This is a genomic window from Oceanimonas pelagia (genome assembly GCF_030849025.1).
GTDB classification, from domain to species: domain Bacteria; phylum Pseudomonadota; class Gammaproteobacteria; order Enterobacterales; family Aeromonadaceae; genus Oceanimonas; species Oceanimonas pelagia.
Genome location: NZ_CP118224.1, coordinates 2768458 through 2782704 on the forward strand (window position 1 = coordinate 2768458; position 14247 = coordinate 2782704).

At 61.7% G+C, this 14247-nt stretch carries 13 protein-coding genes; 3 read left to right on the forward strand and 10 right to left on the reverse strand.

Features of this window, described 5'->3' with window-relative positions; translation table 11 throughout:
- Nucleotides 1-19 precede the first annotated feature (19 nt).
- The 5 genes from rplS to ffh form a co-directional block, all read right to left on the reverse strand.
- Nucleotides 20-373: a 50S ribosomal protein L19 gene (rplS, locus tag PU634_RS13220; protein ID WP_306761257.1), complete on the reverse strand. Its 354-nt coding sequence runs from the start codon at nt 371-373 to the stop codon at nt 20-22.
- A 32-nt stretch (nt 374-405) separates the two neighbouring features.
- Complete coding sequence (gene trmD, locus PU634_RS13225; RefSeq protein WP_306761258.1) at nt 406-1152, reverse strand: tRNA (guanosine(37)-N1)-methyltransferase TrmD; 747 nt, start codon at nt 1150-1152, stop codon at nt 406-408.
- Nucleotides 1153-1179: 27 nt separating this feature from the next.
- Nucleotides 1180-1701 carry a ribosome maturation factor RimM gene (gene rimM, locus PU634_RS13230; protein WP_306761259.1) on the reverse strand — a complete coding sequence of 174 codons (522 nt, stop codon included), beginning with the start codon at nt 1699-1701 and terminating at the stop codon, nt 1180-1182.
- 23 nt (nt 1702-1724) lie between these two features.
- Nucleotides 1725-1976 carry a 30S ribosomal protein S16 gene (rpsP, locus tag PU634_RS13235; protein ID WP_094201349.1) on the reverse strand — a complete coding sequence of 84 codons (252 nt, stop codon included), beginning with the start codon at nt 1974-1976 and terminating at the stop codon, nt 1725-1727.
- 168 nt (nt 1977-2144) lie between these two features.
- On the reverse strand, nt 2145-3530 hold the full coding sequence (gene ffh / locus PU634_RS13240; protein ID WP_306761260.1) for a signal recognition particle protein: 1386 nt from the start codon (nt 3528-3530) through the stop codon (nt 2145-2147).
- Between the two features lie 144 nt (nt 3531-3674).
- Here ffh and PU634_RS13245 point away from each other — a divergent pair, with 144 nt between their 5' ends.
- Together PU634_RS13245 and PU634_RS13250 are read left to right on the forward strand one after the other, a co-directional pair.
- A complete protein-coding gene (locus PU634_RS13245) occupies nt 3675-4466 on the forward strand; it encodes a cytochrome C assembly family protein (RefSeq protein ID WP_306761261.1) in 792 nt (263 codons plus the stop codon).
- Between the two features lie 56 nt (nt 4467-4522).
- Nucleotides 4523-5800 (forward strand): HlyC/CorC family transporter, encoded by a 1278-nt coding sequence (locus tag PU634_RS13250; RefSeq protein ID WP_306761262.1) that lies wholly within the window; start codon nt 4523-4525, stop codon nt 5798-5800.
- A 7-nt stretch (nt 5801-5807) separates the two neighbouring features.
- Here PU634_RS13250 and PU634_RS13255 read toward each other — a convergent pair whose 3' ends face one another.
- From PU634_RS13255 to rlmD, 5 genes are all read right to left on the reverse strand, one after another.
- Complete coding sequence (locus PU634_RS13255; RefSeq protein WP_306761263.1) at nt 5808-6266, reverse strand: Rrf2 family transcriptional regulator; 459 nt, start codon at nt 6264-6266, stop codon at nt 5808-5810.
- Nucleotides 6267-6359: 93 nt separating this feature from the next.
- The gene (locus tag PU634_RS13260) at nt 6360-7028 is read right to left on the reverse strand and encodes a tetratricopeptide repeat protein (protein ID WP_306761264.1); all 669 of its coding nucleotides are present in this window, start codon (nt 7026-7028) and stop codon (nt 6360-6362) included.
- A gap of 53 nt (nt 7029-7081) precedes the next feature.
- On the reverse strand, nt 7082-7885 hold the full coding sequence (mazG, locus tag PU634_RS13265; RefSeq protein WP_306761265.1) for a nucleoside triphosphate pyrophosphohydrolase: 804 nt from the start codon (nt 7883-7885) through the stop codon (nt 7082-7084).
- Between the two features lie 44 nt (nt 7886-7929).
- Nucleotides 7930-10140 carry a GTP diphosphokinase gene (relA, locus tag PU634_RS13270; protein WP_306761266.1) on the reverse strand — a complete coding sequence of 737 codons (2211 nt, stop codon included), beginning with the start codon at nt 10138-10140 and terminating at the stop codon, nt 7930-7932.
- A 9-nt stretch (nt 10141-10149) separates the two neighbouring features.
- Nucleotides 10150-11460, reverse strand: coding sequence for a 23S rRNA (uracil(1939)-C(5))-methyltransferase RlmD (rlmD, locus tag PU634_RS13275; protein WP_306761267.1), 1311 nt, complete (start codon nt 11458-11460; stop codon nt 10150-10152).
- 80 nt (nt 11461-11540) lie between these two features.
- Between rlmD and barA the strand changes: the two genes are divergently transcribed.
- Nucleotides 11541-14237: a two-component sensor histidine kinase BarA gene (gene barA / locus PU634_RS13280; protein WP_306761268.1), complete on the forward strand. Its 2697-nt coding sequence runs from the start codon at nt 11541-11543 to the stop codon at nt 14235-14237.
- Nucleotides 14238-14247 lie beyond the last annotated feature (10 nt).

The following is a 14247-nucleotide window of genomic DNA, read 5'->3' on the forward strand; positions in this document are numbered from 1 at the left end:
TTTCGACAGCCGGTTCGGCTTATTTGGTGGCGAGACGCTCTTTGATACGAGCAGACTTGCCGGAGCGGTCGCGCAGGTAGTAAAGCTTGGCACGACGCACGGCGCCACGACGCTTCACTTCCACGCTGCCGATCAGCGGGCTGTGAGTCTGGAAGGTACGCTCAACGCCTTCACCGTTGGAGATTTTGCGCACGGTGAAGGAAGAGTGCAGACCGCGGTTACGCTTGGCGATAACGATGCCTTCGTAAGCCTGCAGACGCTCTTTGCCGCCTTCTACAACGCGTACCTGTACACGCACGGTGTCACCCGGACCAAAGTCGGGAATGTCCTTGCGCAGTTGTTCTTCTTCAAGCTGCTTGATGATGTTGCTCATGATATTTCCTTACCTAGGGTAAACTGAAAACTCTACTGTTTGTCCTGCTGTTCGCGCACAAATTGGGCAAGAAGCTGTTCCTGCTCGTCAGTCAGAGCTAGGTTGTTAAGCAGTTCCGGCCTTCTCAACCAGGTACGGCCCAGCGACTGCTGCATTCTCCAGCGCTCTATGTCGGCGTGGTTGCCACTGAGCAACACTTCGGGAACGGCCATTCCCTCCAGCTGCTCGGGGCGGGTGTAGTGAGGATGATCCAGCAAACCTTCACTGAAGGAGTCCTGCTCCGCACTGGCCATGTCACCCAATACGCCGGGCACCAGACGGGCCACCGCATCTATCAGCACCATGGCCGGCAATTCGCCGCCACTGAGCACGTAATCGCCCACCGACCATTCTTCGTCGATATCGGCTTCTATTACCCGCTCGTCCACACCTTCATAGCGTCCGGCCACCAGGATTAATTTGTCCTGAGTTGCCAGCTCGCGCACGCCCTGCTGATCCAGCCTGCGGCCCTGAGGGGAAAGGTAAATTACCCTGGCGCCCTCGCCCGCCGCTGCCCGCGCCGCCGCTATGGCGTCGCGCAATGGTTGCACCATCATCAGCATGCCCGGTCCGCCCCCGTAGGGTCTGTCGTCGACAGTGCGGTGTTTATCCCGGGTGAAATCCCGCGGATTCCAGCTTTCAAATGTCAGCAGGCCTTCTTTCACGGCCCTACCGGTGACCCCGTAGTCACTGACTGCCCGGAACATCTCCGGGAAGAGGCTGACGACCCCTATCCACATGATTCTCTCCGCGCAGGACTACCGGGATTAAAAATCCGGATCCCACTCTACTTCGATGACTCGGTCCTGAATGTTCACGGACTTGATCACCTGTTGTTCCAGAAACGGAATCAACCGTTCCCGTTGACCAAATGCGTCGTTGGCATTGGCTTTGACCACCAGCACGTCGTTGGAGCCGGTTTCCATCAGCTGAGACACCACACCGAGGTCATACCCCTGGGTGTTTTTCACCTGACAACCGACCAGATCGCGCCAGTAAAATTCATCCGCCGGCAGCGAGGGCAGAGCCTCGGCGCTGACTGCGATGTCGGCACCGGTCAGTGCCTGAGCCTCTTCACGCTGGTCGATATCGGCCAGCTTGCAAATCAGGCTCTTGTTGTGGCGTTTCCATCCAGTGACCTGAATTTCACGCCAGCCTTTGCCATCTCTTATCAGCCAGGGCTGATAATCGAAAATGCCATCGGGCTGTTCGGTAAAGGAGTTGACTTTCAACCAGCCCTTAATGCCGTAAACGGCGCCCAGGCGGCCTACTATGACAGGTTCACTCACCTTTCACTCCTCGCCCGACCGGCTCAGGCGGCGGCTTTGGAAGCGTCTTTGACCAGCTTGGCCACGCGCTCGGAGAGGCTTGCACCCTGGGCTACCCAGTGGTTGATGCGCTCCAGGTCCAGACGCAGTTTTTCTGCCTGGCCGGCGGCGATCGGGTTGAAGAAGCCTACTTTCTCGATGAAACGACCATCGCGAGCGTAGCGGCTGTCTGCAACTACTACCTGGTAGAACGGACGCTTTTTCGCGCCACCACGTTGTAAACGAATGGTTACCATACCGTCCTCTATTCACTTGAAACAAACAAGGTTCGCGAACAATGCGAACCCCGGCTTAAAATAAGCCGCGCAATTGTACTCCGATCAGGTGAGAATGCAACCAAAAGGGGGCCTGCGCAGCTTGCTTTCCTTCTGCCGGCAGCCGCCGGCGAAGAATTCGTGGTCCGGTCAGAATGGCCCGCGACGGCCACCGCCGCCCAGTCCCCCCGGTCCCATCATGCCCTGCATCTGGCTCATCATCTTGCGCATGCCACCCTTGCCGGACATTTTCTTCATCATTTTCTGCATCTGGGTGAACTGCTTGAGCAGCTTGTTCACTTCCTGCACCTCGGTGCCCGAGCCCAGCGCAATACGGCGCTTGCGGCTGCCCTTGATCAGCTCCGGATGACGGCGCTCTTTCGGCGTCATGGAGTTGATGATGGCTTCCATGCGCACGGTGAGCTTGTCGTTGACCTGATCCTTGAGGTTGTCGGGCAGCTGGTTCATGCCCGGCAACTTGTCCATCAGGCTCATCATGCCGCCCATGTTGCGCATCTGCACCAGCTGGTCACGGAAGTCTTCCAGATCAAAGCCCTTGCCCTTCTTGAGCTTCTGGGCCATTTCGGCGGCCTTGTTCTTGTCCACCGAGCGCTCCATCTGGTCGATCAGCGACAGCACGTCGCCCATGCCCAGAATGCGCGAGGCCACCCGGTCCGGGTGGAAGGGTTCAAGGGCATCGACCTTTTCACCCATACCGATAAACTTGATCGGCTTGCCGGTAATGTGGCGCACCGACAGCGCAGCACCGCCCCGGGCGTCACCGTCGGCCTTGGTGAGGATCACCCCGGTGAGCGGCAGCGCCTCGCTGAAGGCCTTGGCGGTGTTGGCGGCGTCCTGACCGGTCATGGCGTCCACCACGAACAGGGTTTCCACCGGCTCGATGGCGGCGTGCAACTGCTGGATCTCGGTCATCATGTCTTCGTCGACATGCAGACGACCGGCGGTATCCACCAGCACCACGTCAAAGAATTTCTTGCGGGCGTGCTCCACGGCGTTGCGGCCGATGTCCACCGGCTTCTGGCTGATGTCGCTGGGGAAGCATTCCACCTCCAGATCCGCCGCCAGGGTCTCGAGCTGCTTGATCGCCGCCGGACGATAGACGTCGGCACTGACCACCAGCACCTTCTTCTTTTCCCGCTCCTTCAGGTACTTGGCCAGCTTGCCCACCGAGGTGGTTTTACCGGCCCCCTGCAGGCCCGCCATCAATACCACCGCCGGCGGGCTCACCGCCAGGTCGAGGGCTTCGTTGGCCTCGCCCATCACCGCCACCAGCTCGGCGTTGACGATCTTGATAAAGGCCTGGCCCGGGCTCAGGGACTTGGAAACCTCCTGGCCCACCGCCCGTTCCTTGACCCGGTTGACGAACTCCCGCACCACCGGCAGGGCGACGTCGGCTTCGAGCAGAGCCATGCGCACTTCGCGCAGGGTTTCCTTGATATTGTCTTCGGTCAGGCGTCCGCGGCCGCTGATGTTTTTCAGCGTGCGCGACAGCCTTTCGGTGAGATTCTCAAACATGAACTACGTCCGCAAATGGCGAAAATTGCGACCAGTATAACCAAGTTGCGCTCCGAACTTAAGCGCGCCGGCTGGCGATGGCAAAGGCCTTGGGGGTATACTGGCCTTTCTTTTTATATTTCCGATAAATGGCTGACATTCATTATGGAACTGCTTGCTGTTCTGGCGATGGCGTTTTACCTGTTGGCGGCCTTTGCCTGCGTGCACAACCTGTTTAACCCGCACAACCAGGGGCGCCGCTACGGCCTGCTGGCCGCGGTGTGTGCCCTGCTGCTGCACGGCACCTGGCTGGTCAATACGGTGGTGCTGGTGCCGGGGCAGAACCTGAGCATGCTTAACGTTGCCTCACTGGTCAGTCTGATCGTGGCCGGCCTGATGACCCTGCTGGTGACCCGCTTCAACGTCTGGGTGCTGATGCCGGTGGTGTACGGTTTTGCCTTGCTGCTGCTGGTGGCCGACATGCTGCTGCCCGGCCATTACACCATGCATCTGGAAACCCGTCCCGAGGTGCTGGTGCACATCACCCTGGGACTGATGTCCTACTCGCTGCTGGGCATTGCCTGCCTGCTGGCCATTCTGCTCGGTTTTCTCGACCACCGGCTGAAGAAACACAAGCTCACCAACCTGCCCGCCATGCCGCCGCTGATGACCCTGGAGCGTTATCTGTTCCGGTTGATCTTTGCCGGCGTAGTACTGCTGACCCTGTCCATTTCCAGCGGCCTGTTCTTTTTGCAGGAAATGTTCAGCCCTGGCAAGGTACACAAGGCGGTGCTCACCATTATCGCCTGGTGCGTGTATGTGGGCCTGCTGTGGGGCCATCACCGCCTGGGCTGGCGGGGGCGCAAGGTGATCTGGACCAGCGTGGCCGGCAGCCTGCTGCTGACCCTGGCCTATTTTGGCAGCCGCTTCGTGCGGGAAGTTCTGCTCGGTTCTTGACAGACTTTCGGCAAACTCGTAGAAATTGATCAGGTTTTTTACACAGGACGGTCTGTTTGGACGACATATCGACGGGTGCGCTTACCGGCATCCTGATTGCACTGCTGTTTGTTTCCGCCTTTTTCTCCAGCTCCGAAACCGGCATGATGTCGCTCAACCGTTACCGGTTGCGGCACCTGGTGCAAAGCCGCCACAAGGCCGCCACCCGGGTTGAAAAGCTGCTGTCACGCCCGGACCGCCTGATTGGCCTCATCCTGATAGGCAACAACCTGGTCAACATTCTGGCCTCCGCCATTGCCACCCTGCTGGCCATTCGCCTGTTTGGCGACTACGGCGTGGCCGTGGCCACCATCGGCCTGACCCTGGCGGTGCTGATCTTCTCGGAAGTCACCCCCAAGACCCTGGCCGCGCTCTACCCGGAAAAGGTGGCCTTTCCCGCCTCCATTATTCTGCGGCCCCTGATGGTGCTGCTGTATCCGGCGGTGTGGACCATCAACGCCATTTCCAACGGCCTGCTGGCACTGTTTCGCATCAACCCCAAGGGCGGCGAAGACACCGCCATCACCTCTGAGGAATTGCGCACCATCGTCAACGAGGCCGGAGGCCTTATTCCCCGCCGCCACCAGGACATGCTGGTGTCGATTCTGGATCTGGAAAAGGTGACGGTGGACGACATCATGGTGCCGCGCAACGAGATCTACGGCATCGACATCACTCAGGACTGGAAGAGCATCAACCGCCGCCTGCTGCAAAGCCCTCACACCAAGGTGCTGCTGTACCGGGACAACATCGACGATGCTCTGGGCTTTATTCACGCCCGCGACGCCCTGCGCCTGCTGGCCAAGGAGGAGTTGTGCAAGCCCAGCCTGATGCGGGCGGCCCGGGAACTGTATTTTATTCCCGAGGCCACGCCGCTCAATGTGCAGTTGCTCAAATTCCAGCGCAACAAGGAGCGCATTGGCCTGATTGTGGACGAGTACGGCGATATTCAGGGCCTGATCACCCTGGATGACATTCTGGAAGAAATAGTGGGTGACTTCACCACCACCATCAGCCCCACCCTGAGCGACGAGATCAAGCCCCAGGACGACGGCTCCTACCTGATTGAAGGCTCCGCCAGCATTCGGGATCTGAACAAGGAGCTGAACTGGAACCTGCCCACCGACGGCCCCCGTTCTCTTAACGGACTTATTCTGGAGTATCTGGAAGACATTCCCGAGGCCAATATCGGCCTGCGTCTGGCGGGTTACCCGATAGAGATCCTGGAAGTGGAAAACAACGTGATCAAGCAGGTGCGGGTGCAGCCCCAGTACTACCTGCCGGGGCACCCTTGAGCAAGGTTCAGCCTGCGCTGCGGCGCAGGCTTTCCGCTTCCAGATGGCTGAAGATGGTCATCAGCTCGTCCCGGTTGCCCACCAGATCCGCCAGGGTGTAACCCTCCATCACCTGCAAGAACGCCTCCATCGCCTGCCCCAGGGCGTTCCTCAGCCGGCAGGCCGGCACCAGCTGACAGGCCGGACTGCCACAGTCAATGCCCCTGAGGTTGTGCTCCAGCAGCCGGATCACCCGACCCACATTGATGTCTTTCGGCTCTTTAGCCAGGCGAATGCCGCCGTTCTTGCCGCGCAGGGCGTGAATGTAGCCTTCCCGCGCCAGCTGATTGATCACCTTGACCATGTGATTGCGCGACACATCGTACAGTGCCGATACCCGGGCCACACTGGTGAGCTCGCCCCGCGGCAGGGTGGCCAGATACATCAGGGCCCGCAGGCCGAAGTCGGTATAGGTGGTCAGCTTCATGGGTCACGGATCCGAGTGAGGGGCGAACATATATACATGATACACATTCATGCCCGGGCTGACATTAAATGTCATGCCAAAAGGCGACCGGGCTCAGTATAACAGCTGGTGGTTCAATGCCTTGACGGTGTGCGCCGGCATGCGCGCCGCCAGGCCCTGACTCAGGCGCTCCGCTTGCCGGTAGCGGCTTTTGTCATCGGTGACAATCTGCTTGAGCCACAAATAGGCCTGGGGATAGTCCAGCGGGCTGCCGGCCCCCTCCAGCAGCCAGGCGGCCCAGGTCAGCTGTGCCTTTTCCAGCCCCAGGCTGGCCGCTTCCTGCATCAGCGGCTCGGCCCGCTCCCGGTTTTGCTGCACCAGGGTGCCCGCATAATAGTAACGCCCCAGTTGCTCCAGGGCCGCGGGCAGTCCCTGGCGGGCCGCCGCCCACAGCATTTGCAGTCCCCGACGCGGCTCGGCGGGCACGCACACCCCCCAGGCCAGCATGTCGCCCCACAGAAACTGGTAGGACGGCAGCCGCAGGACCTCGGCCCGGGCCTCGATGTCCTGCACCAGCTGGCACTCATCCTGATCCCGCACCCGCTGCAGGTGGCGGTTCTGGTTGATAAGCCCGATCAGCTCGCTTTCTTCGTACAGGGGCACGGCCTTGAGCCCGTCCAGATCCACCGCCAGGGTGGCAGGCGTGGCAGCATCCGTGGCCAGGGGCTCGGCCGCCGACACCGACAAACAACAGCACAGCAACAACAGGGGCAAACGCGTCATGGCTCCTCCTTTATGTGCCGGTTATCGGCCGGATCCGGCAAACATTAAGCGGCTCAGCCCTCGCCGTCCTTGACCCGGTTCCAGTAATGGTCCAGCTCTGCCAGCGAGCAGGCGCGGCTGTCCTTGCCATCGGCGGTGAGCAATTGCTCCACGGCGCGAAAACGGCGCTCGAACTTGTCGTTGGCCCGGCGCAACACGCTTTCTGGCTCCTGCTGAAGGTGACGCACCAGGTTGACGGTGGCGAACAACAGGTCCCCCAGCTCATCGGCGATACGATCTGCATCGCGCTCGGGACGGTTCACTTCCTCCATCACTTCGTCCAGCTCTTCCCGAATCTTGTCCACCACCGGTGGCAGCTCACGCCAGTCAAACCCAACGGCGGCGCAGCGCTTCTGGATTTTATGAGCCCGGGTCAGCGCCGGCAGCGCCAGGGGAATGTCATCCAGAGCACTGGTGGCCGCGGCATCGCGTGCCTTGCGCTCCCCGGACTTGGTGGCCTCCCAGTTGGCCTTGATGGCGGCCTCGTCATCGAAACGGGCGTTGCCAAACACATGAGGATGGCGGCTGACCAGCTTGGCGCTGATGGCCTGCACCACATCGCCAAAATTGAAACGGGACTGCTCCTCGCCCAGGCGGGCGTAAAATACCACCTGAAACAGCAGATCCCCGAGCTCCCCGGGCAACTCGTCCCAGGCCCGGCGGGCAATGGTGTCGGCCACTTCGTAGGCTTCTTCCAGGGTATGCGGCACTATGCTGGCGAAGTCCTGTTTCAGATCCCAGGGGCAGCCGTTTTCCGGATCCCGCAACGCGGCCATGATCGCCAGCAAATCGGTCAGCGAATAATGATGTTGTTCCATGTGTCTCCCTAGTGGGTAAGCCGTTGCCATAAAAGGGCGGCCAGCTACAGCCGCCGGGCTTCCAGAATGTCCGGCAGCTGGCTGATGCGGGCCAGGGTCCGGCTCAGGGTGTCGATGTTGTAGACTTCCAGCTCCATGTCGATGGTGGCGGTCTGCTGCTTGCGGTTGGAGCGGCTGTTGACCCCCATCACATTGATTTTTTCGTTGGCCAGTATGGTGGTGATGTCCCGCAACAGGCCGGAACGATCGTTGGCCACGACCCGCAGCGTCAGCTGATAGCCGCCGCCGTTGTCTTCACCCCATACCGCCTCCACCACCCGCTCCGGATGCTGGGCGGTCAGCTCCTTGAGCTGATCACAGTCGGATCTGTGAATGGAAATGCCCCGCCCCTGGGTGATAAAGCCGATGATCTCATCGCCGGGAATGGGCTGGCAGCAGCGGGCGGTATTGGTCAGCAGGTTGCCTACTCCCTGCACCACTATGTGGCCCCTGGGCTTGCTGTCCTGTTTTTTCGCGGCCTTCTGCTCCAGCTCGCGCAGCACCTGCTGATCCTGCTCGGCGTCGGTGGGCTTCTTGTGCTGGCTCTGCAGATGATTGAGCAGCTGGTTGATGCGCAGATCGCCCCCGCCGATGCCCGCCAGCAGGTCGTCCAGGCTGGTCACGTTAAAGCGCTCCAGCACTTTTTTGTCGACCTTGGCAAAGCTCAGCCCCAGCCGCTCCAGCTCCTTGTCGAGCAGTTCGCGCCCGGCCAGTATGTTCTTGTCCCTGTCCTGTTTCTTGAACCAGGTGGCCACCTTGGAGCGGGCCCGGGCGGTGCGCAGAAAGCCCTGGTTGGGGTTCATCCAGTCACGGCTGGGGTTGGGCTGCTTCTGGGTGATGATCTCCACCTGATCGCCGGTCTGCAGCTGATAGGTAAAGGGTACGATGCGACCGTCCACCTTGGCGCCGATGCAGCGGTGGCCCACCTGGCTGTGCACGTAATAGGCAAAGTCCAGGGGGGTGGCGCCGGCGGGCATGTCCACCACATCGCCCTTGGGGGTAAACACGTACACCCGGTCTTCAAACACCTGGCTGCGCAGCTCGTCCACCAGAGAGCCGCTTTCGGCCATGTCTTCCTGCCAGGCCAGCAGCTTTCTGAGCCAGGCGATCTTTTCCTCGAAACCACCCTGCCTGCCGCCGCCGGTGCCTTCCTTGTATTTCCAGTGGGCCGCCACCCCCAGCTCCGCATCCTGATGCATCTGATCGGTGCGGATCTGAATCTCCACCGTCTTGCCCTCAGGGCCGATCACCACGGTGTGAATGGACTGGTAACCGTTGGGCTTGGGATTGGCAACATAGTCGTCGAATTCCCGCGGAATGTGACGCCACTGGGTGTGCACTATGCCAAGCGCGGCGTAGCAGTCCTGCAGCCGGTGGGTCACCACCCGCACCGCGCGCACGTCAAACAGCTCGTCGAAGTCGAGGTTCTTTTTCTGCATCTTGCGCCAGATGCTGTAAATATGCTTGGGCCGGCCATAGACTTCGGCCTCCACCCCGGCCTCCTTCAGCGCCGCCTGCAGGGTAGCGACAAAATTGCTGATGTAGTCTTCCCGCGCCAGCCGCTTCTCATCCAGCAAGTGGGCAATGCGCTTGTAGGTGTCCGGGTGCAGATAGCGAAACGACAGATCCTCCAGCTCCCATTTGAGCTGGCCGATACCCAGCCGGTTGGCCAGGGGCGCATAGATGTTGGCGATCTCCTTGGCCACCAGCACCCGGGTTTCCTCGTCGGCACGCTTGACCTCGCGCAGGCAGGTGATGCGCTCGGCCAGCTTGATCACCACGGCGCGCACGTCCTCTACCATGGCCAGCAACATGCGCCGCACCTTGTCGACCTGGGCTTCGTTACCCTTGTCGCCGTGCACGTGCTGCAGCGAGCGAATCGCCTCCATGTCGGCCACGCCCTGCAGCAGGCGGTGAATGTTGTCACCGAAGTCCTCCCGCACCCGCTCCGGGCTCAGCGCTCCCTGCTCCACAAACGGATAAAGCAGGGCCGACGTCAGGGTGTCGGCATCCATGCTCAGGGTCAGCAGAATGCCGACCATTTCCACCCCCTGGGCATGCAGACGATCCCTTATCTGCTGACAGGGCTCCAGTCGCGCGCAGTATTCATACACCGCCTTCAGTTGCTCTCGCTCGTTGGCATCCAGCGGCAGTCCCTGGGCCCATTCGTCAAGAAAGAAAGTCGACTTGAGGTGAGTATCGCGCACTGAAACCATTGAGCGTCCTTAGCGTTCGAACAGCGCCATTGCCTCGCAATGGGGCGTGTGGGGAAACATATCTATCAGTCCGAGCCGGCCGAGGCGGTAGCCGGCGGCCAGCAGGATTTCGCTGTCCCGGGCCAGGGTGGCGGGGTTGCACGACACATACAGCAGCCGCTCGGGCGCCAGCTCGGCCAGATAGGGCATTACCCGCTCGGCACCGGCCCGGCCGGGATCGATCAGCACTCGGTCAAAGCCTTCCGTGGCCCAGGGCTCGCCGGTAAAGTCGGCGGCCAGATCGGCCCGGTAAAAACGGGCCCGGCTCAGTTGGTTGTCTTCGGCATTGCCCCGGGCCTGCTCCACCATTTCCATCACTCCTTCCACCCCCACCACCGGGTGGCCGGCGGCCGCCAGGGGCAGACAGAAGTTGCCGATGCCGCAGAACAAATCCAGTACCGGCATGCCCGGCTCGGGCGCCAGCCAGTCGATGGCCTGGTGCACCATGCCCTCATTGAGGGCACCGTTGACCTGAATAAAGTCGCCGGGGGTAAAACAGAGCCGTAAATTATCTATCTGATAATAAAGCGGAAATGGAACATGTAAAGGGCGTCTGGCGGTATCATCCTGCAAAAACAACGCCAGTGTGCGCGCCTGGGCAAAGGCCAGCAGGCTGTCCAGATCCGCCACCGGCAGGGTGCCGGTGTGGCGCAGCAGCAGGGCCACGCCCTCGGCCGAGTCATAAAGCTCGAGATGGCCCAGCTGACGCAGGGCCCGCAGCCGGTTGAGCAACTGGCGCAACGGAGCGATCAGGCTCGAAAGCGCCGGCGTGAGCACACCGCAGTGCGCTATCTCCACCAGCTCGTGAGACTGGGGCTGGCGAAACCCCAGGGCCACGCCCTTGCCCTGGCGGCGAATGGCCAGCCGCGCCACCCGGCGATAGCCCTGGCCCTCACCGCTCAGCCATTCCGGCTCGGGCAGCGCATGAATGCCATGACGGGCAAACAGACCGGTCACCGCCTTGTGCTTGAGGGCGCGCTGGGCCGGGAGCGGCACCTGCTGCAGGTTGCAGCCGCCGCAGTCAGCGGCATGGCTGCAAAAGGGCCGGACCCGCTCGGGCGAGGCCTTGAGCACCTTCTGCAGGGTAGCGGTGGCGTAACGGCTGGTCTGGGTGGTCAGTTTTACCCGCACTTCCTCACCGGGCAGTACGCCGGCCACAAACAGCGGCTTGCCCTGGTGGCGGGCCACGCCCATGCCGTGGCCATTGAGTTCCAGAATGCGAATATCCAGCGGTGTCTGCGCCGGCACAGCGGGCTTTTTGACCTTGAAGAACTGAACCATAAAACGTGGAGCCCTCGAACCGGCTATGTCATCATAAGTCTACTGTCTTTTGAACGCGCATTGTCCCACATTAGCCCACTATGACCAAATACGGCCTGCGAGCCCGGGTACTGGCCTTTACCATTATTCCGACCCTGATCATCGGCATTTTGCTGGCCGGGTATTTCTCGGTAAACCGTTACCAGCAGCTGGAGGATGCGCTGATCCAGGAAGGGGTCAACGTCATCGAACCCCTGGCCCTGGCCAGCGAGCTGGCACTGTCCGGTCGCAACCGGGAAGCCCTCAACCGCCTGCTCAGCAACATTCACCGCAACAACAGCCCGCTGGTCAGCGCCATCGCCCTGTTCGACACCGAGGGCCGGCTGCTGGTGACCTCCAACTACCACCGGGATTTCAACAGCCTGCGCCTGCCCGCCGGTGCCGGCATTCCCGCCGCCACCAGTGTGGAAACCGGCGAAGGCGGCATTATTCTGCGCACGCCGGTACTCACTGACACGGCCCGGGTCGACGCCCTGTGGGAGGAGTCCTCCACCCAGCCCCTGGGGTATGTGGCCATGCAGCTGACCGACGACTCGGCCATGCTGCTGCATTATCGCGATACCTTCTTTGCCGGCCTGATCGTGCTGCTGGGGGTGTGCGTGAGCGCCCTGTTCGGGGTCAGGCTGATCAAGGGGGTGTCCCAGCCCATCACCGATATGGTCAGCGCCGTCTACAAGATTCGGGAAGGCCGGCTCGATACCCGGGTGAGCGGCGAGTTCAGCGGCGAGCTGGAGATGCTTAAAAACGGCATCAACGCCATGGCCAAGTCGTTGTCGGAATACCACGACGAAATGCAGCAGAACATCGATCAGGCCACCTCGGATCTGCGCGAAACCCTGGAACAGATCGAGATACAGAACATCGAGCTCGACATGGCCAAGAAGCGGGCCCAGGAAGCCGCCCGGGTCAAGACCGAGTTTCTGGCCAACATGTCCCACGAGCTGCGCACCCCGCTCAACGGCGTGATCGGCTTTGCCCGCCAGTTGCAAAAAACCAAGCTTACCGCCAACCAGCTCGACTACCTCAAGACCATCGAAAAATCGGCCCGAAACCTGCTCGGCATCATCAACGATATTCTCGACTTCTCCAAGCTGGAAGCGGGCAAGCTGAAAATGGAGCAGATCCCCTTTTCCCTGCGCGACACCCTGCAGGAGGTGATGACCCTGCTGGCGCCCAGCGCCCACGACAAGGGGCTGGAGCTGTCCATGCGGGTGGATGCCGCGGTGCACGACAGCCTGGTGGGCGATCCGCTCAGGCTGCAGCAGGTGCTCAACAACCTGGTGGGCAACGCCATCAAATTTACCGAGCAGGGCAACGTGGACGTGCGGGTGGATGCCCGCCCCGCCAGCCTGCCCGAGCGCAGCGGGCTGTGCATTCACGTGCAGGATACCGGCATCGGCATTTCCGACAGCCAGCGCCGCCAGCTGTTTCAGGCCTTTAACCAGGCCGACTCCAGCATTTCCCGCCGCTATGGCGGCACCGGCCTCGGGCTGGTGATAACGCAAAAGCTGGTGCACCAGATGGCCGGTGACATCGAGCTTTACTCCGAGCCGGGATCGGGGTCGGTGTTCAGCTTTACCCTGGAGCTGGACAAGGCCGCCCTGCCCCTGGCCGAGCCGCTGCCGCTGTCCGAGCTCAGCGGCAAGACGGTGCTCTATCAGGAAGAGGACGGCTTCAGCCGCCGCGCCACCAGCGCCCTGCTGCGGGAATGGGGCATGCAGGTGCTGTACGAGCCCTCGCCGGCACAGCCGGTGGACGTGGCCCTGCTCGGCTTTGGCCCCCACGCCCTGCCCAGCCAGATCGAGCAGGAGCTCAAGCGTCAGCTCTCCTTCAACAACAAGACCATCATACTGCTGAGCTCCACCGATCCCACCCTCAGCGACTCGCTGCTGGTGGCCGGCGCCAGTTATTGCCTGAGCAAGCCGGCCCATTACCAGAAGCTGGCCCAGGCCCTGACCGAGCAGCGCCGCCCCGCCGACGAGCCGGTGGCGCCCATCGCCCTGCCGCCGCCGGCCAGCCGCCGGCCGATGCGGGTGCTGGCGGTGGATGACAACCCGGCCAACCTCAAGCTGATCAGCGCCATGCTGGCCGAGCAGGTCAGCCAGGTGGACACCGGCCGCAACGGACGGGAGGCGCTCAATCTGGCCACCGCCAACCGCTACGACATCATTTTTATGGACATTCAGATGCCGGTGCTCGACGGCATTCAGGCCACGCAGGAAATTCGCCGCCAGGGCGGCCCCAACGCCCGCACCCCCATTGTGGCGGTAACCGCCCACGCCATTGCCGGTGAGCGCGACCGGCTGCTGGGCCAGGGCATGGACGACTACCTGGCCAAGCCCATCGATGAGGCCATATTGGCGCGCATTATCAATCACTTTGCCCGCAAGCCGGCGGCCAGCGGCCAGATCGACTGGCCCCAGGCGCTGCAACGGGCCGGCGGCAAGGACACACTGGCCCGGGAAATGCTGAGCCTGTTGCTGCACAGCTTTGACGAATTCAGGCCCCGGCTGAGTGCGGCCCTGGCGGGCAAACTGAAGGCCGAGGAGCTCTACGCGCCCCTGCACAAGCTGCACGGCGGCACTCTTTACTGCGGCGTGCCCCAGCTGCAGTCACTGCTGTCCGGGCTGGAGCAGGCGCTGCTCGACAAGCAACCGCTGGACACGCTGGAACCGGAATTGCTGGAGCTGGAAGAGCGTATCGAACAGATACGGGAAGAAGCGAAAGCTTTTTTGTGAGAGTGAGGAG